At 60.6% G+C, this 18,316-nt stretch carries 15 protein-coding genes and 1 tRNA gene; 1 reads left to right on the plus strand and 15 read right to left on the minus strand.

The annotated features are described in order from the left end of the window. Positions 1–14: 14 nt before the first annotated feature. The 10 genes from AFIDRAFT_RS04460 to AFIDRAFT_RS04505 all read right to left on the minus strand — a co-directional run bounded on the left by AFIDRAFT_RS04460 (position 15) and on the right by AFIDRAFT_RS04505 (position 8,549). The gene (locus AFIDRAFT_RS04460) at positions 15–1,241 is read right to left on the minus strand and encodes an OpgC family protein (protein ID WP_009337960.1); all 1,227 of its coding nucleotides are present in this window, start codon (positions 1,239–1,241) and stop codon (positions 15–17) included. A 241-nt stretch (positions 1,242–1,482) separates the two neighbouring features. Beyond that, complete coding sequence (locus AFIDRAFT_RS04465; RefSeq protein WP_009337962.1) at positions 1,483–2,460, minus strand: FkbM family methyltransferase; 978 nt, start codon at positions 2,458–2,460, stop codon at positions 1,483–1,485. Between the two features lie 69 nt (positions 2,461–2,529). After that, positions 2,530–2,835: a copper-binding protein gene (locus AFIDRAFT_RS04470; RefSeq protein ID WP_009337964.1), complete on the minus strand. Its 306-nt coding sequence runs from the start codon at positions 2,833–2,835 to the stop codon at positions 2,530–2,532. A gap of 12 nt (positions 2,836–2,847) precedes the next feature. After that, complete coding sequence (locus AFIDRAFT_RS04475; RefSeq protein ID WP_040297799.1) at positions 2,848–3,945, minus strand: lipid II:glycine glycyltransferase FemX; 1,098 nt, start codon at positions 3,943–3,945, stop codon at positions 2,848–2,850. Between the two features lie 8 nt (positions 3,946–3,953). Next, on the minus strand, positions 3,954–4,436 hold the full coding sequence (locus AFIDRAFT_RS04480) for a cupredoxin domain-containing protein (RefSeq protein ID WP_009337967.1): 483 nt from the start codon (positions 4,434–4,436) through the stop codon (positions 3,954–3,956). A gap of 46 nt (positions 4,437–4,482) precedes the next feature. Continuing rightward, positions 4,483–5,853 carry a multicopper oxidase family protein gene (locus tag AFIDRAFT_RS04485; protein WP_040298074.1) on the minus strand — a complete coding sequence of 457 codons (1,371 nt, stop codon included), beginning with the start codon at positions 5,851–5,853 and terminating at the stop codon, positions 4,483–4,485. A gap of 11 nt (positions 5,854–5,864) precedes the next feature. Continuing rightward, positions 5,865–7,322, minus strand: a complete 1,458-nt coding sequence (locus AFIDRAFT_RS04490; protein WP_009337971.1) for a TolC family protein — start codon at positions 7,320–7,322, stop codon at positions 5,865–5,867. 9 nt (positions 7,323–7,331) lie between these two features. Beyond that, positions 7,332–7,631 (minus strand): hypothetical protein, encoded by a 300-nt coding sequence (locus tag AFIDRAFT_RS04495; protein WP_009337973.1) that lies wholly within the window; start codon positions 7,629–7,631, stop codon positions 7,332–7,334. A 79-nt stretch (positions 7,632–7,710) separates the two neighbouring features. Further along, positions 7,711–8,187, minus strand: a complete 477-nt coding sequence (locus AFIDRAFT_RS04500) for a hypothetical protein (protein ID WP_009337975.1) — start codon at positions 8,185–8,187, stop codon at positions 7,711–7,713. Positions 8,188–8,273: 86 nt separating this feature from the next. Further along, complete coding sequence (locus AFIDRAFT_RS04505; protein WP_009337977.1) at positions 8,274–8,549, minus strand: metal-sensitive transcriptional regulator; 276 nt, start codon at positions 8,547–8,549, stop codon at positions 8,274–8,276. A gap of 53 nt (positions 8,550–8,602) precedes the next feature. Between AFIDRAFT_RS04505 and AFIDRAFT_RS04510 the strand changes: the two genes are divergently transcribed. Continuing rightward, the gene (locus AFIDRAFT_RS04510) at positions 8,603–11,014 is read left to right on the plus strand and encodes a heavy metal translocating P-type ATPase (protein ID WP_009337979.1); all 2,412 of its coding nucleotides are present in this window, start codon (positions 8,603–8,605) and stop codon (positions 11,012–11,014) included. Positions 11,015–11,461: 447 nt separating this feature from the next. Here AFIDRAFT_RS04510 and AFIDRAFT_RS04515 read toward each other — a convergent pair whose 3' ends face one another. The 5 genes from AFIDRAFT_RS04515 to AFIDRAFT_RS04535 form a co-directional block, all read right to left on the minus strand. Continuing rightward, positions 11,462–14,659 carry an efflux RND transporter permease subunit gene (locus AFIDRAFT_RS04515; RefSeq protein WP_009337981.1) on the minus strand — a complete coding sequence of 1,066 codons (3,198 nt, stop codon included), beginning with the start codon at positions 14,657–14,659 and terminating at the stop codon, positions 11,462–11,464. Between the two features lie 2 nt (positions 14,660–14,661). Then, on the minus strand, positions 14,662–15,816 hold the full coding sequence (locus AFIDRAFT_RS04520; RefSeq protein WP_009337983.1) for an RND family efflux transporter: 1,155 nt from the start codon (positions 15,814–15,816) through the stop codon (positions 14,662–14,664). Beyond that, on the minus strand, positions 15,803–17,041 hold the full coding sequence (locus AFIDRAFT_RS04525; protein ID WP_009337985.1) for an MFS transporter: 1,239 nt from the start codon (positions 17,039–17,041) through the stop codon (positions 15,803–15,805). Before AFIDRAFT_RS04525 ends, AFIDRAFT_RS04520 begins: the two co-directional genes overlap by 14 nt. Beyond that, positions 17,034–17,672, minus strand: coding sequence for a Chromate resistance protein ChrB (locus AFIDRAFT_RS04530; protein WP_009337987.1), 639 nt, complete (start codon positions 17,670–17,672; stop codon positions 17,034–17,036). The genes AFIDRAFT_RS04525 and AFIDRAFT_RS04530 overlap by 8 nt, the downstream gene beginning before the upstream one ends. A gap of 477 nt (positions 17,673–18,149) precedes the next feature. Next, positions 18,150–18,226 (minus strand) — tRNA-Arg (locus AFIDRAFT_RS04535). Between the last annotated feature and the right edge of the window lie 90 nt (positions 18,227–18,316).

An 18,316-nucleotide genomic window follows, 5' to 3' on the forward strand; every position in this document is an offset into this window, starting at 1 on the left:
GGTGGGTGCATCATTCATTCTCCCTTTTTCGGCTGATTGCCGCGCGTGACCGGCGCCTTGGGGGAACGCACGTCAAGAGTTCGGGACCACGTCCGATAGAGCGCGACGGCCGTCATCAGCAGAAGTCCGCCAACACTCACCCCGATTTGGGTAAGCAGACGGTCCGAATACATCTCCAGAATGAAATGCCCGACGAACGACAGGAAAATTCCTATGCAGAACACCTCCAGCGACCTCTGACCGCATACGATGATCGGACGCGCCAGCCTCGAACGAAGGCCGTTCCAGTCTCGCGGAACGACACGAACCACGATCACCGCAAGCGCCAGAAAATGAAGGATCCTGTAGGGAGCAAGATTTGTTTTCTCACTAAGGACATCGAACACGGGCGACAGCGACGTCGATAGACCGAGGCGAGCGCCGACCGTAACGACGAATGCGAAAACCACGAATGCCACGCTCGCAATCAGGACAATTCGGGACCGAGCCAACGCCTGCGCCCGGGCGGCACCGCCCAACGCCGCCCATGCTCCCATCGTGAACGGAAGCTGCCATGTGAACGGATTGAAGTACCAGCCGCCCGCTGGATAGGCAGGAAAATTCCAGCCGAAATGGCGCGCCAGCAAATAGACCACAGTTGCAGCAGCCAGCGCCGTGTTCGGAGCCCACATCATCAGCATCAGCAACGGGGCAAAACCCGCCATCAGCACGATATATAAAGGCAGGACGTCCAGATTGAGCGGCTTGAACTGGAGAAGGAGGCCGTGTGTGAGCGTCGCCACCGGCCGCTCTATCAGCCCGGCCACGTTGAACTCATCCAGCAGGTGCGAATGTCCGTAGTCTTGCGCCACATACCCGATGGCCGCGGCGTAGAACACGAACAACAAAACATGCGCTACATAAAGTTGCCACACGCGACGTATCAGCAAGGCCGTCCCCGCGAGATATCCTTGCGCGGCCATCCTGCGTGCGTAGACGAATGCCGCAGTGTAACCGGAAATGAACACGAAAACGTCCGCGGCATCGCTAAAGCCGTAGTTTCTCGTGGTCACCCAGGCAACCGCGTTGTTCGGAATGTGGTCCAGGAAGATCGCCCAATTCGCCAGTCCGCGGAACAAATCTAGTCGCAGGTCGCGCCCCAACGATGATGATCTGCGTTCCCCAGCGATCGGCTTTTCCGCCAGAACGGATACGCTTTGCGAGCGCCGCGCCGGACCTCGATCCTGTCTAGGCAGACTCATCGTCATCTTTCCAGTCTTCCAATGTTCCCTGCTGACTCGGCTGCTCGCCCTGGGGCGAGCCCTCCGGAACGGGCTGTCCACTCAGTCATCGCAAGTTCCATCTGAAAAAGAGACTTCCGCCGGCATGAGGAAGTTCGGGAAGCCACGGTATCTTCGCCCGGCGGACGCTCCGCTCCGTGGCCCTCGACGATGCCTCCGCCGAGCGAACCTGCATTCGGTTCGCGCCGCATGTTGCCCTCGGTCATCGGCGAATCCATTGCGCAGACCGCAATCGGTCTTCCCAAACCGGGCTTCGCGTGGCGAAAACGTTGTAGCCGACCCAACGATACTGCTTCACACGATCGAGCACCGCCGGACCTTCGACGCGAACGAAACGACAAGCGGCGGGGTCGAAGATGTAGAGCCTCAACCCGGCTTCATTCATCAAATGATGCGAAACACCGTGCGCCCGATCCGAGCCGTGATCCTCGCAGATCACAAGCGAATCTCCGGACAACAAGGTCTTAGCTCCTTCGATTGCTTCGATCTCAACGCCTTCGACATCCAGCTTGATGACCGTCGGGGCCTCTGCATCGAGGACGCTGCCGAGTAGGCCGTCGAGCGAGACGCGTCTCACCGCTCCGTGATCGTCATCCGCAACCGCATAGGTGGAAAATGCCTCGTGTCGTCGTCCCGCGATACGCACGAATCCGCCTGTGCTGCCGCCGATGGCCGCGTTCACGCAGCAATACCGGTTGCCATTCAGTCCGGCGTTCAATGCGAGCCGCGCGGCGTTATCGGGTGAGGCTTCGATCGCCAGGACGGTCTGGCGACCGAATGGCTCGCTCGATGCGAGAGCCGACCAGTAGCCGAAATTGGCCCCGCAATCGACGAAGGTGTACCTGATGTCGGCGACGCTCTTCAGAAACGCCTCGATCTCTTCTTCGTAGTCGTACCGACCGTTGAGAATTCGGCTCCAGTACCGGTCGCAAAACGGAATGGCAAATCGGGCATCTGCATTTAATCCAACGACGATGTCGCGTTGCGCGACGGCGCAGGAAACCACGTCGCAGCCCCATCCGTAACCGCGGTGACCGAAGGGCCGCGTAACGACGAAGCCGACCTGCAGTGCGTAGACCGCCATTTGGTCGACCAGGCTTGCCCCACTCAGGCTGCCGCTCTGACGGTCGTAGAAAAACTCTGCATCGGCCCCATTGTTACGACGCAACGATCCCTCCATCCTAAAACTCCTGCTCCGCCACATCCGACGCCGCCAAACCTGAGGCCGACGGCGTCGGAAATCCGGGTGCTATTTCTGCTTCTCGATCTTGGTGACGGTGATGCCAGCCGTTGCCCGTTCGGCCTTGAATTGCACCTTGTCGCCGACCTTGACCTGTTTGAGCATCGCTGGGTCCTGGACGCGGAACACCATCGTCATGCCGTCCTCGTCCATGTCGAGGTTCTTGATCGGTCCGTGCTTCAAGGTGATCTTGCCAGCGGACTCGTCGATCTTCTTGACTTCACCCTTGGCCATGTCGGCCTGCGCCATTACAGCGGCGGACGACAAAGCGAAAGAGATCGCAAGAATTCCCGCCATGAAGTTGCGGTTTTTCATTTTCATTCCTCTTCAGTTACTGCGCCTTCCCTCGGAAGGCCTTCTTTCACGCTGCCAGCGCTGGATCCTGTTGCGCGCGTCGCGGAGGGCAAACAGTCCTCCCACGACTACGCGCGCGGTCACGTCGGGGCAGTAGTGAAATTCCCGGACGGCAAGCAGAACGCCTCGTTTGCCCGCGAGTCCCTTTTTGAATTGCCGGATTCCCGGATCACCGGGACCACCGAGTTCGTACCAGCGCACCTTTGTGTTTTCCCGCAGCCAGCGCATGACGTGCCATTGCAGGACATATCCGGCGTTCAGTGCGGTCGCCTCGTCGCTGGTCGCACCGAAGACGTAGTAGGCGAGATCGCCCACGACGCTGAAAGCGATCCCGCCAATCGGCTTTCCGTCGTGATACGCCAAGGCAATGCGCATCTTCATTCGTTCCGGAAGCCGCATCAGGTCCGGAATGGATGCGGGCAGATCGACGCCCGGATAGTTCAGGTTCTTGCGCCGAACCATCTCGGCATAGATCTCCTGGAAGGTCTTGATGTCGGCCGGAGCTTCACCGATACGAACCTCGAGGCCGTGCGCAAGACCCTTGCGGAGATTATAGCGCCATCGCTGATCCAGGCTTTTCTGTTGCTCCGCCTCGTCGAGCGATGCATCGACGAAGTAGCGGTCAAGCATCGATGACGTGGAGCCCGCGAGCCCCATTTCTGCCAGGATTTTCGCTTCGATCGGATAGAAGTCCGGATGGGGACGCGGACGGAGGACGAGGTAAAGCTTTCGCCGCCGACAATATTCGTCCACCAACGCTGCCACCGCTGTCCGGTATCGCTCCGGGTCGGGAGCAACGTCAAAGGAGCGCCAGAACGGCGCGAAGCGCACGAGCGCCATGCCGCGGCCGAGATAAGGCACGAGATACAATCCGATCCGGGCACCTGCGACGGGGGTGCCCTCGCGTCGCAGCAGAATATGGCTCGATCGTTCGCCCCGTTGTCCGGAGCCGTAGATTGCCGTCTGTTCGTAGTGGACGTCGGCAAACGCACCCATCGCTGCGTGCCAACCGTCGTCCGGCACGCAGTCGATTTGGCGTTCGTCCAAGGTTTCTCCTTGCGCGACAAACATCTTGGGAGTCACTTGACGACGACCGTGCCGATCATCCCCGCTTCCCGATGTCCCGGGATCAGGCATGAATATTCGAACTCTCCCGCTTTGGTGAATCTCCAGACGATTTCGCCCGTCTTCTTCGGAGCGAGGCGCTTGCCGTTCGGATCATCATGCTCCATGTCGGGATTTTTCTTCATCGACTCGGCATGCTTGAGATTTTCGGCCGTGGTCGCGAGAATGAACTCGTGGTCGAGTTCGCCGTTGTTGCGCAGCATGAACTTGATCTGCTCGCCTTTTTTGACCTCGATCTTGTTCGGCGTGAACGTCATCTTGCCATCGGCTTCGCCCATCGTCACTTGAACGATCCGTGCTGGTTTATTCGCCTCGCCCGGCTCACCAGCCGAAAACGTGTCGTCCTGATGTCCGGCAGGCCCTGCCCCGGCCCATGCCGGCGCCGCCAAGATCAGTGTTGCAAATAATGCGACGCCAGTTCGATGCAGTTCTTTCATGTCGCGTCTCCTTCGTTCGGTGAAACATTCGGTCTGAACGTCGCACTCACATCCCCTTCATCTTCATGCCTTTCATGCCTTTCATCTTTGCAGCGCCCGCATCGTCTTTGCCGTTCTGCGGTCGGACCGGCTCCGCGGCCGGAGCATCGACTTCATATGCGACGGTGCCAGGCGGGTTCTTGTAGGGCCCGGGATCGCTGTAATCGTCGCGGGCCATGCCTTCGCGGATCTTCATCACCGTGAACATCCCGCCCATCTCGATCGGCCCGAATTGTCCCGAGCCCGTCATCATCGGCAGCGTGTTGTCCGGCGCAGGCATTTCCATCTCGCCCATCGCCATGCCCGTCGATCCCATCACCATGGCGTCTGGCGCCAGCTTGCCGACCGCTTTCGCCAGATCCTTCTTCGAGACGCCGATCATGTTGCGCATGTCGTGGCCCATGGCGTTCATGGTGTGGTGCGACTTGTGGCAATGCAGTGCCCAGTCCCCCGGGTTGTCGGCCAACACATCGAACGCCCGAACCGCACCGACCGGAACGTCCGTCGTGGTCTCCGGCCTCTGAGCGCTTTCCGGAATCCAGCCGCCGTCGGTGCAGGTCACTGCAAAGTGGTGTCCATGCAGGTGAATCGGATGGTTGGTCATGGTGAGATTGCCGATCCGGACCCGTACCCTGTCGCCGAGCCGCACCGGCAGCGGATCGATGCCCGGAAACACGCGGCTGTTGAACGTCCACATGTTGAAGTTGGTCATCTCGTTGACCTTCGGCAGATAGGTCCCGGGGTCGATGTCGTAGGTGCTCATGATGAAGACGAAGTCGCGATCGACCGGACGGAACGACGGGTCGCGCGGGTGCACAATGACCATGCCCATCATGCCCATTGCCATCTGCACCATTTCGTCGGAGTGCGGGTGGTACATGAACGTCCCACTGTTCTTCATCTCGAACTCGTAGACGAAGGTCTTGCCGGGCTTGATATGCGGCTGATTGAGACCACCGACGCCGTCCATGCCGTTCGGCACGATCATGCCGTGCCAATGCACGGTCGTATGCTCGGGCAGCTTGTTGGTGACGAAGATGCGGACCTTGTCGCCTTCGACGGCCTCGATCGTCGGGCCCGGCGCCTGGCCATTGTAACCCCACAGATACGCCTTCATACCGTCGGCGAACTCTCGCACCACGGGCTCCGCGACGAGATGGAATTCCTTCCAGTCGCCATTCATCCGCCAGGGCAGTGACCAGCCGTTGAGGGTCACGACCGGGCGGTAATCCGGACCGCTGGTGGGATGCAGCGGCGGCTGCATCGTCACCTTGTCCATGATCGGCGCTTCCGGAATGTTCGCCGCCTGCACGCGACCGCTGACGGCGCTCGCGCCGACCAGCGCGGCCGTTCCCAAAAATCCTCTTCGCGATAGCATGTTGGTCTCCATCAATTGCCTCCGCCGCCGGCCTGGGCGGTCGTCGTCGGACTGGACTTCGTTGGTGTTTCTCCCGAGCCGCCGCCGTTGACGGCGGTCTGCAGGTCGGATTGGGCGAGCCAGAAGCTGCGCTTGGCTTCGATCGCCGCGCGCAATGAGGCGGTGCGCTGCCGCGCTTCCGTCAACAGTGTGAACACGTCCACCTGCATGCTCGAAAAGCGCAGTTGCATCTCTTCGGTGATAATCTTCCGGAGCGGCAGAACCTCGCGCTCGTACTGCCGGGCGATCTCATAGCTCGATCGATACGTCCGGTACGCGTCACGCGCTTCCGAGCGCACGTTGATCGCCTTCTCGGTCAGACGATTGAAGGCCTGGTTGTAGGTCTCGCTCGCTTGCCGCACCCGGACCTCGCCGCCGTCGAAGATCGGGATCTGGAACTGGATGTCGAAGCCGCGTTCGCGGAACCGGGAGCCATCGGGGTTCCTGGTGGTCTTCGAAATTCCCGCAACATCGAGCAGCGTGACGAAACGGCTCGCTTCCGTCAGATTGAGCGCTTTTGCCAAAGCAACCAGTTCGATACGGGCGATCTGTAGATCGATACGGTGTTCAACGGCGTCGACTTCGATGCGTGGCAAGGTCTGCGGACGCGGCGGCAAAGCCGGCAGATGGCTCGGCAGCTTGAAATTGAGATCGCCGTCCCACAGCCCCAACAGCCGTGCCAGAGCTTCGCGCGAACTGGTCGCTTCCTGACGCACCGTCGCAAGGTCCGCTGTGGTTTCCGCATAGAAGACCTGCTCACGCGCCTGATCGAGTTTGTTCATCGATCCGGTCTGGCCAAGGTTCTTCGACAATTGCGCGATGGATTCGGCGGTGGCCTTGGCGCGGCTGAGAAATCCGACCAATTCATTGGCGGCAACTGCGCGGTAGTAAGCACGTCTGACGTCGGCGGCAAGACGGAGTGTTTCCAGCGCGGCGCGAAGCTGTGCCTGCCGGAAACGCTGCTTCGCGATCTCGGAGCGGAACGGCAGCGTCGCCAGTGCCAGAATGTCGCCGACAACCTGGCGCTGGATCTCGACCACACCGCCGCCTGCGATTCTCGAAATCGAGAAGGTCGGATTGGGCAGAAGGCTTTCCTGGACACGATCGGCTTCCGCCAACGCCAATTCATTGTAAGTGGCCTGCAAGCCGCGGTTGTTAAGCAGCGCGACCTGGACGGCGGTGTCGACGGTGAGCGCCCGGCGCAGCAGCCGCGTGACGTCATCGTTCGCACGCTGTGCCTCGTCCACGGAGCGGATCGCGACCACGTCCTTCTTAATCGTATGATCGGCGACATCGGCGACGACGCCCATTCCCCGATCCGGCGAGAACGTCGCACAACCGGAAAGAAGAAGGGAAGCGGTGAGCACCAGCGCCGACCGATTGCTTCTGAGGAAGCTCTGATGCGGCAGCACGCCACGGATAATTTTCATGACGTGCTCCTAATGCTCGTGGCTGGAGTTCGGTGACGGGGTGACGCGCTGGTTCTGCTCCTTCCAGTTGGAAGGCGTCGTCGGGCGAAGGCTGGTGTAAGGGGCGAGGGTCGACCGGTAGCCGACGCCCGCAACCTTCGCTCCGGGATCGGCGGGATCTGCGCCGACGAGCGGCACCAACGGTACCGCGCAGCCGCCGAGCGTCATGGCCGCCAAAGCCACCCCTGCGAATGCCCCAAGTTTTCTTCCAAATATTCCGCGCGCCACCGAACCAACGGCGGCGACGATCGCCCCAATCTGCGCTGACATAAAAATCCCCTGAACTGACGATGGACCACAGGCGTGCGCACCCCTCACAGGCACGGCACCGCGTCATGCTGTTGTCAGGTCAGGAATTTGGGGGGCGATAAAGCCGCGGAGGCGCGTTGTCCGCCAGTTTCCGATGGACGTCGGATATCCGGACGGCGCTCGGCACCGACGGCTTTGCCACCGCGACGAGGGTTGCAGGAAGCGCGGTGACGCACATCAGGCCGCAGCACTTTCCATCCGCCGCATGCGGCGCCTTTGCCGGACCGGAATCGCTCTTCAACGCGACCGGCTTCACATCATGATCTGCGGATGAATCCGCGTGGGTCTGGACGCCGGAATGATGATGGGCATGTCCGTCGTTGTGGACGTGCATCATGCCTTCCTGGTGCACGTGGAGCATGGCTGGCACGTGATCCTCGTCAGTCAGGCAATAGGGCGCGGCCTGACTGCCGGGCAATGCGAAGGACAGCGTCGGCGCCAACACGCAAAACAGATAGGCCAAGGCGATGAGCCACCCTGCCTTAACCCGTTGCGTCCTGGTAAGTCCGACCAACATCAATGCGTCAATGCTTTCGATTTGCTGTACTCGGATTCGGAATCATAACTGCGAAATCGCGCGCCGCCAAGATGGAACCGAGAGGTTCATCGTTCCGCCCGTCCGACCACCGCCATCAATTCCGCGATCTTGCGGCGCTGATCCGCCTTGTCGCCGCTCGCAATCGCATGCTCGACGCAGTGGGCGACATGGTCCTTCAACACCTCTTCCTCGACGCGGCGCAGGGCGGCACGAACGGCGGAGATCTGCGTTACGATATCGATGCAGTAGCGGTCCTCCTCCACCATCTTGGCGAGGCCGCGCACCTGCCCCTCAATTCGGCTGAGGCGTTTCTGGCATGACGTCTTGATGTCTTTTCGCATTCGATTTATATACCCCTACCGGGTACCTGTTACAAGTCAATGAGGAGGCCTAAATGACCAGGTCGCGAAACGCAAGTTCCACGGGCCAGCCGGCCCCCTCCTCGATGGCAACTCACCAGCATGGCGGCCAGGCCCACGGCAATCACGAGCATCATCAACCTCCCGCGGAAAAGGGGAAAGTCCTCGACCCGGTTTGCGGGATGACCGTCGACCCGGCGACGAGCAAGCACCGGTTCGATTACCAAGGCCGCACCTACCATTTCTGTTCGGCAGGCTGTCGCACGAAGTTCGCGGCCGCTCCTGAAACCTACCTCGATAAGTCCAAGGCCGCGCCGAAGGAGCCTGTTCCGGAAGGCACCGTTTACACATGCCCGATGCATCCGGAAATCAGGCAGATCGGGCCCGGCAACTGCCCGATCTGCGGAATGGCTCTGGAGCCCGAAGTGGCAACGCTGGACGCCGCACCGAATCCCGAACTGGCGGACATGACCCGACGGTTCTGGATCGGCCTCGTGCTGGCGCTGCCCGCAGTCGTCCTCGAGATGGGCGGGCATTTGGTCGGCGGCCACGGCTGGGTCGACCAAACCCTGTCGAACTGGATTCAACTCGTCTCGGCGACACCGGTCGTGATCTGGGCGGGTTGGCCATTCTTCGTGCGCGGCTGGCAGTCGCTGGTGACCCGCAACCTCAACATGTTCACCCTGATCGCGATGGGGACTGGCGTCGCTTACGTCTACAGCGTCGTCGCCACCGTCGCCCCGCAGGTCTTTCCGCCCGCGTTTCGCGGACACGATGGTGCCGTTGCCGTCTATTTCGAAGCGGCGGCGGTGATCACCGTCCTGGTACTGCTGGGTCAAGTGCTCGAATTGCGTGCCCGCGAAGCAACGTCGGGCGCGATCAAGGCCTTGCTCGATCTCGCACCGAAGACCGCGCGTCTCGTCACCGAGGACGGCACGGATCATGAAGTCCCGCTCGACAGCCTGAACGTGGGTGACAGGTTGCGCGTCCGTCCCGGCGAAAAGGTGCCGGTCGACGGCATTATTCTTGAGGGGCGCTCATCGCTCGATGAATCCCTGGTGACGGGAGAATCGATGCCCGTCACCAAAGAGACCGACGCCAAGGTCATCGCAGGCACCCTGAATCAATCCGGTAGCTTCGTGATGCGGGCCGAGAAGGTTGGGCGCGATACCATGTTGTCGCAGATCGTGCAGATGGTGGCGCAGGCGCAGCGCTCGCGCGCGCCGATTCAGCGGCTCGCGGATCAGGTTGCCGGGTGGTTCGTTCCAACCGTCATCGTCGCGGCGCTTGTCGCCTTCGCCGCCTGGTGGATTTTCGGGCCCGAACCGCGTCTGGCGTTCGGTCTGGTGGCGGCTGTCAGCGTGCTGATCATTGCCTGTCCTTGTGCCCTCGGGTTGGCGACGCCGATGTCGATCATGGTCGGCGTGGGACGCGGCGCCCATGCGGGCGTGTTGATCAAAAATGCTGAAGCGCTGGAGCGTCTGGAAAAGGTCGATACGCTGGTGGTCGATAAAACGGGAACGCTCACCGAAGGCAAGCCAAAGGTCGTCTCTATCGTTTCCGTCGCGGGATTTCGGGAGGACGATCTGCTCCGCCTCGCCGCGAGCGTCGAGCGCGCCAGCGAGCATCCGCTGGCTGATGCCGTTGTACGGGCGGCGAAAGAGCGCAATCTGACATTGATCAATGTAGAGGAATTCGACTCGCCAACAGGCAAAGGTGTGACCGGCAGGGTGGACGGCAAATCTGTCTTGCTTGGCAATACGGCCTATTTGAAATCGTTAGGTGTCGAGACACAAACATTGGAGCCACAAGCCGAAATCCTGCGCGGTGAAGGTGCAACCGTGATCAATATCGCACTCGATGGACAATTGGCGGGCCTCTTTGCAATCGCCGATCCAGTGAAGCAATCCACGCCCGATGCCTTGAAGGCGCTGGCAGCGGACGGCATCAAGGTCATTATGTTGACCGGCGACAACAGGACGACGGCGAATGCGGTCGCGAAACGGCTCGGCATCTCGGAGGTCGAGGCGGAAGTGCTGCCCGACCAGAAGAGCGCCGTCGTGAGCAAGCTGCAGAAGTCCGGTCGCGTCGTCGCAATGGCCGGCGACGGCGTCAACGACGCCCCTGCCCTTGCCGCGGCCGAAGTCGGGATCGCGATGGGCACCGGCACCGATGTCGCGATGGAAAGCGCGGGCGCAACACTTCTCAAGGGCGACTTGATGGGAATCGTTCGCGCCCGCCGTCTCTCCGAAGCGACGATGAGCAACATCCGGCAGAACCTGTTCTTCGCGTTCATCTACAACGCCGCCGGAATACCGATTGCCGCCGGCGTGCTCTATCCGACGTTCGGACTGTTGCTGTCGCCGATCATCGCCGCGGCGGCGATGGCGCTATCTTCAGTCAGCGTCGTGGGCAATGCGCTCCGGTTGAAGTCCATAAACTTGTGAGGTGTGGCTGTTCGAACTTGGCGGACCTGCGATTGAGTACCCGCTGAGTTTGAAAGATGATCGAGCCTCAAGATGTTCATATCCGAGCCCTGATCATATCTGTCCTCTGGGAGACGTTGCGAGGGCAGTTGACCGAGTTCGGGTTGATGACACCCCAGGGCGTTTGGCGCATTCCCAAACTCCAGGCGTTGGCAACGACACTGCCCGGTTTTGTTCGGAAATAGCGCGCCATTTTTCGATTCAGTGCCAACACTTTACCGCGCACCAATTTGAGGCAAGCGATCTTGCTCTTCGCCGTATCGCCACTGTGTCGGATTTTCCCATCTTCGGCGTACCGCGATTGGCCCTGCGACGAGCAGTCATTACTTCAAGGCCGCTTGATATTGATAATCCGAAGGTCGTAGGTTCAAACCTTGCCGCTGCATACAGCACTCGGTCGCTATTGCGTCATCCTACTCCCGGTTCACCGCGCGGAAGGACATTCTGTATAACATTGGCAGGCTCGGGATGATAAGCGGTGAGTTCGTCGATCGCCGGCTCGAACCGCCCGAAGCGCAATGCCAGCGTCGGCAGAACAAGCAGGTTCAAAACCATTGAGGTCAGGAGCCCGCCGAGAATGACGATGGCCATTGGCCCCTCGATCTCCCGCCCCGGTGCGCCACTGCCAATCGCCAATGGCAGAAGCCCAAGCCCGGTCACCAGTGTGGTCATCAGAATGGGCGTCAGCCGATCACCGGCGCCCTTGATTGCGGTCGCCAGCCCCCAACTCATACCTTCAGCCTCAACCAGATGCTCGTAATGGGAGATAATCAGGATCGAGTTGCGCACCGTTATTCCGAATACGGTCACGAATCCGATCATTGAGCCGAGCGTCAGCAGGCCGCCGGTGCCGAAAACCGCTAGGACGCCGCCGACGAGGGCGAACGGCAGATTAATCAGAACGAGAACAAGGTTGCGCCAGCCGCGCGTAACAATGGACAATAGTAGCACAATGGCGATGCCGGCGATGACGGAATTCAGGATCAGATCGCTCTGCGCCTGAGCCTGCGCCTGAGCGCTACCGGAAAACTGGATGTAGGTGCCGGCCGGCAGCTTGACTTGAGATGCAATGCTGGCACGTGCTGCCCGCACGACAGCGGCGGTCGATCCGCCGGCAACATTGAAGGTTACGCTCGCCATCCGCTGTCCGCCTTGGTGCATAATCTGATAGCGGCCGCTCGCTTCGTATATATCAGCGACCTCTTTGAGAAGGACGAGCATGCCGTCAGGAGCCCGCAGCGGGAGGTCGCCTATGTCGCTGACGCTTTTGCGATCCTTGGCGTCGAGGATCAGCATTACGTTGAAGACCTGATTGCCTTGGTACGTTTGTCCGACGGTATCGCCGGCATAGGCTGTCCGCACCGCGTCCAGCACCTCGGTTGGATCAAAGCCCCAACGGACCAGCGCGGCCTTGCGCAGGCTGATCGTCAATTGCGGCATGCCCGGAGGTGACTGTACCGTGACTTCCGTGACTCCCCTCATTCCGTTGAGCGCACGCGCGACCTCCTGCGCTTTCCGGTCGATGCCATCGAGATCGTTACCAAAGATGTTTACCGCTACCGCGGCTGTGTAGCCTGAGAGGGTCTCCTCGATCCGTTCGCTCAAGAAGGTCTTGACCGAAAAATTCACCCCAACGAAGCCTGCCAGTGCTTGCCGGATTTTTGCCTGCACGCCCTCCTGCTCGTCTCCCGAGAGGCTAGGTTTGAGGTCCACCTCGAATTCGCTGTAGTGCGTGCCGTATACATCGCCGGCAAGCTCCGCACGGCCCACCCGCTGCGCCACCGACCGTACCGCCGGGATATTTCGGAGCGCCGCCGACACACGCGCGCCGATCGCCAAGGATCGCTCAATCGACGTGCCGGGCACCGCCGACATGTGGATGATGAAATGGCCTTCCTTCAATTCGGGAATGAAGCTCGCGCCGAACAGCGGCAAGGTGGCGCAGCCAATGATGGTGAAGGCTGCCGCCAAGGCGATGACCACGCGCGGCCGGTTCGATATGCGCAGCAGCAGCGCTTCATAACGTGCGCGAGACCAGCGAACGACCGGAGGCTCGTCCGCCTTAGCACGCCGCGCCAGCAGGGCCATGCTCAACGCCGGCACGATGGTCAAGGCGACGGCGAGAGAGGCCAGCACCGCCAGGCTATAGCTGATCCCGAGCGGCGCAAACAGCGCGCCGGAAATGCCGGGCAGCAGAAGGATCGGCACGAATACGAGGAGCACTGCGAACGTGGCGTAGACGACGGGACTCCGGACTTCGAAAGTGGCGTCGAGGACGACACGGGCGGCAGAGCGTGGATCGGGAAGTTGCCGGTTTTCGCGCAAACGCCGAACGATATTCTCGACCCCAATCACGGCGTCGTCGACCACCACGCCGACGGCAATCGCGAGGCCGCCCAGCGTCATTGTGTTCAGCGTGCCGCCAAGCCTTTCGAGAACGATGATACCCGCGAGCAGAGAAAGCGGTATGGCTACGACCGCAATCACCGCCGTGCGCAAATCGAAGAGGAAGAGGGTGAGGACAATGACGACGAGGACTCCGCCGATATACATGGAGCTGCGGATGTTGCTCACTGCCGTGTTGATGAAATTCGCCGGACGGAAGAGATTTTCGTGGAGGTCGATTGCTTGCGCCTTGAGTCCCGGCGCTAGGTCGGCGATGGCCGCTTCGACCCCGCGCGTCACTTCCACCGTATTCGACCCGTACTGCGCTTCGACGTTCATCACGACGCCGGGCTTGCCGTCGATGGCGGCGGCGCCGATCGGCGGCTCGGGCGCCTCCACCACCTTGGCGACATCGCCCAGCGTTACCCGGGCCGCTCCTTGGGAGAGCAAAACGGTGCGCGAGAGCTGGTCGGGAGTTAGCGATTGCCCTTCGCTCTGAAAGACGATTCGCTGATTGGCCGTATCGATAAACCCCGCCCCGCGCACGCCCGTCGCCTTCTGGGCTGCCGCGAGCACGTCATTCAGCCCGAGCTGGTAGCGCGCGAGTTGGTCGGGACGAACTTGGATTTGGAGAGAGCGCGTGTCGCTGCCAAACACGGAGACATTGGCCACACCCGGCACTGCGAGCAGCCGCGGGCGGATGGTCCATTCCGCCACGGTCTTGAGATCCATCAGCGAACGCGTGTTGGAGGTAAGACCTGCCACCAGCACGATCCCCGTTGACGACGTCAGCGGCGTCATGGCCGGCGCCTTGACCCCTTTCGGAAGCTGTTGGGCGGCGACGGCGAGGCGTTCCGCCACGACCTGTCGGTCCAGATAGATGTTGCTGCCCGGATCGAAGAAGACCTTGACGATGGAGATGCCTTGGATCGATGTCGAGATCAGTTTCTGAATTCCCGGTACGCCGTTGATTTGGGTCTCGATCGGCGTGGTGACCAGCATCTCGACCTGTTCCGGCGTCAGGCCCTGTGCTTCCGTCTGGATACTGACCTGGGGCGGGGCGAACTCAGGAAAAACATCGTATTTAGCGCCAAGCAGACTGAAGATGCCGTAGCCGAACAACATGCAGCCGAGCGCGATGACCACGCCGCGGAAGCGGATGGAGAATGCGATGATGGCCGCTTGCAGGCCGGAGGGGCGAGAGTCAGTGTACGAGGCCACTTTTAATCTCCCCCGACCTGAATCTGAGCGCTGAATTCCTGTGACAGCAGCGCCTGCGCTCCCGTCACCACCAGTGACTCATTTGTGGGGAAGCCTTGTGCGGCGCTATCCGCATCGGATGCAGGCGCGTCCGGCTCTAGGCGTAGCATGGTTGGGAGTACAGGTACGACATAGCCGCCGTTCGGCGACGGCAACCCCGTCGGGATCTCGCGCCGAGTGAACGTATCGGCTTTGGTCTGCAGATAGACCCAGGCGCTTCCCTGGAACCACACCACTGCCGTGCCGGGAATAGCCACCCCCGGTGTCGGCTGCCCGACGGGGAGCAGCGCGATTACGTTCATGCCTGGCAGTGCTTCGCTCGCCGCATCGGCGGTGTAGAAGAAGCTCACTCCTTGAATTTTCGGATCGGTACGCGTTGCCAAAGAGACAAACTCGATCCTGACGCGTTGTCCGGTGGTGGTTTCGATGAATGCCGTCTGCGGCGGCTGCGCGAGCGATACGCCCACGGGAAGCGTGACCTGAACCAACACTTTCCTTCGTTGAATCAGATCGCGGGCTAGTGCGGTGCCGTCCGCGAGCGAGCGGCCGAGCAACGGACCCCACGCTTGATATGCACTTGCCGATGCATTTTGTGTCTGCACCTGCGCCGCCTGAGCGCTTGCCTCATCGGACCGGTAAGTTGCTTCGGCGGTCTGGAACTGGGCCGTCGAGATAGCTTCGCCCTTGCCATGCAGCACTCGCGCTCGCTCAAATGCCGCCTGCGACGCATTGAGTTTTGCCTGAGCGACGGCGAGCTGGCCTTTGGCAGTGGCGATCTTGTTGCTGAGATTCGTGAAAGACTGTAGGTCGAGAACACTGCCGTAGCCCTGCACCTGCCGCTGGTAAGGCACAGTGTTCGGTCGCCTCACCGCGATATCGGCCTGCTTTTGCAAATCCGAGCTCAGCGTGATTGTCGGCAGCCCAGTGTCCGTGTGTGTAACATGGACGGCGGCTTTAACCGGCTGCTCGCGCTGGGCTTCCGCCGTCGCTTCGCTGCGGCCTTCAATGAAGCCCCAGATGAGGAGCACACCAAGAGCTCCGATCAACACCAGCACAATCAATCCCCGAAGGAACCGGCGCACATGTCTAGCCAGGCCCTTATCATCAGTCATGACCATGTTCGCTCCCGACGTGTTTGTTGCCCTCCGCAAATCGCGCCAGCAAGGCGAGGCGGCCGATGAGCGCCATGGCGGTGAGGGCTGCGCCGGCGAGGAAAGTCGCGACCGGCCCATAGATGTCCCAGAGAGCTCCTGCGACGACACTAGCGATGAGCATGGCGATGCCGCTTGCGAGGTTGAACACACCAAACGCTGTTCCGCGCAACTCGGCCGGCGCCGTGTCGGCGACAAGTGTCGCGAGCAGTCCCTGGGTCAAGCCCATATGGAGACCCCAAAACACCACGCCCACCAAAAGGACTGGCACCGATGTCGTGAAGGCAAGGATCAAATCGGCGAAAACAAGCGTACTAACCCCGACGATCAGCACGCCCTGGCGTCCAAACCGGTCGGATAGCACACCGGCTGGATAAGCGGAGAGCGCGTAAACGATATTCATGACCACCATAACGGCGGGCACGATCGCGATTGCGAGGCCCACGTTCTGTGCCCTTAAAACCAAAAACGCTTCGCTGAACCGAGCCAGGGTCAGCACTACGGCAACTCCTACTACGGCCCAGAACGGCCTCGATAGTCGCCAAGCGTCACTGAAACGTGGCTTAGGTTTTTCCAGGGTGGCGGCAGCCCGCTCCGGCTCTGCGACGCCAAACACCATCAGGGCGAGAGCGAAAAACGCGGGGACGACCGCAATCCAAAACACCATCGCGTAATTGTCGCGGGTGAGTAGCATGAGCCCGAGCGCGGCGAGTGGGCCGAGAAATGCGCCAATGGTGTCGAGCGATTGTCTTAGTCCGAAGCTTGCCCCGCGTAGCCGGGCTGGCGCGAGATCAGCTACAAGCGCATCGCGCGGCGCTCCGCGTACTCCCTTGCCTACCCGGTCAAGAAAACGGGCGGCTACAACCCACTCAATCGTAGTCGCGAGCGGAAAGATCGGCTTTGTCACGGCGGAGAGACCGTAGCCGATAGCCGCCAGCAGTTTGCGGCGACCCAGCCAGTCGGAAAGAGCGCCGCTGAAGACCTTAGTGATCATTGCCGTTGCTTCGGCGAGGCCCTCGATCAGCCCGACGGTGAGCGTTGAAGCGCGAAGAACGGTGACAAGATACACGGGCAGCAGCGCATGGATCATCTCGGAGGAGATATCCATGAACATCGATACGAACCCGAGCGTCCAGATTCCGCGTGGCAGGGCTCGAAGGCCTATAGAGGGAGGCAGAACATGATTAGCCATGCTGCCGTCTTCCCGGATGCTTCGGGGCGTGCTCCCGGCCGTTGGCGTCCAGCGGATCTGCATCACATTCTATTGGAGCATTTACGCCTTCGTGAGCGTAGACTTCCTCAGCGAAGGCGGTCAACGCTGTGCCGCAGGTCTCAAATTGCTCCGTTGCCTTCTGTATTCGGGCGTCCGGAAAGAAGTCGCGCGTTTTGATTTTCGCGAACCAGGCTGAAAGCTTGTTGAGGTCATCTTCAATCTCTTCGAGTTCGGCGAAGGTGAACTTCCGAAGCCGGGTCTCCTCTTTAATCTCATCAAGAAAGCCGCGCGAGCGTTCTGCGAATTCATCATATTCCCGAGCTCGATCGGCTTGGAAACGGGTGATAAGCGTTTCCTGTTCAGTTGGGCTCATCGCCTGGACTAGAAATACGGTCGCACTCCCGTTCTGCTTTCGAACGCTATCGGCCAGTTGCGCGAAGAGTTCAGCATGGCCTTCCGCTTGCGCTAGCACCCATGCTCCATTTAGGGCGCTAGCAGCACCCGCTGCGCGCAAGCGCCGCCAAAGTGCCACGCGCGCGCTGGAGGGCGCAGCAGGAAGCTGCGCCAGGAACAGCAGCCAATTCGGTTCGTGAGTAATACCAACCTCCATGCAACACCTGTTGCAATACAGATGACCCAGGCCAAATGCAACAGGTGTTACTCCAGAGCGAGGCTGACTGTTTGCCCGTGCGCATCAGAGGCGCTCGCGCGCCTAGGGTTGCGGAATTCAGCTATGATGCATCTGTCCGGAGAGGCACGGTTCGATCCGCAGACGTTACCCCGACTGGCTTGTAAGGTTGAAACGCCTGGCTGACCCGCTCCCCGCGAGGGACCGGAACGTGCTCACGCTTACGCCGCTTTCCAGATTCGCGCTTCCTTCACCTCACGTTCTTGGAGGGTCTTTTGTTTAGTCAGCGAGGTACGCCAGCCATCTGCCGTCAACGAACTTCCTTCATGACCAGCGAAATGTAGCGTGGCGAAAAGTAGAGGACTCGGCCATAGCGCAGGACGCAGCGAAAACCGTTTCAAAAACCGTTTCAGAATTGACTTTTGAAACGGTGCAATATTGGTAAGCTATTGAATTGACTGGCGCGCCCGAAGAGATTCGAACTCCTGACCCCCAGATTCGTAGTCTGGTGCTCTATCCAGCTGAGCTACGGGCGCGTGTCGCGGATATGGGCGGAGATGCCCTCGCGAGGGGGCATAGCTAACGGCTCCGGTGCTGATTGGCAAGATCGGTTTTGACAGGATTAT

This window comes from Afipia sp. 1NLS2 (assembly GCF_000178995.1).
Taxonomy (GTDB): domain Bacteria; phylum Pseudomonadota; class Alphaproteobacteria; order Rhizobiales; family Xanthobacteraceae; genus Afipia.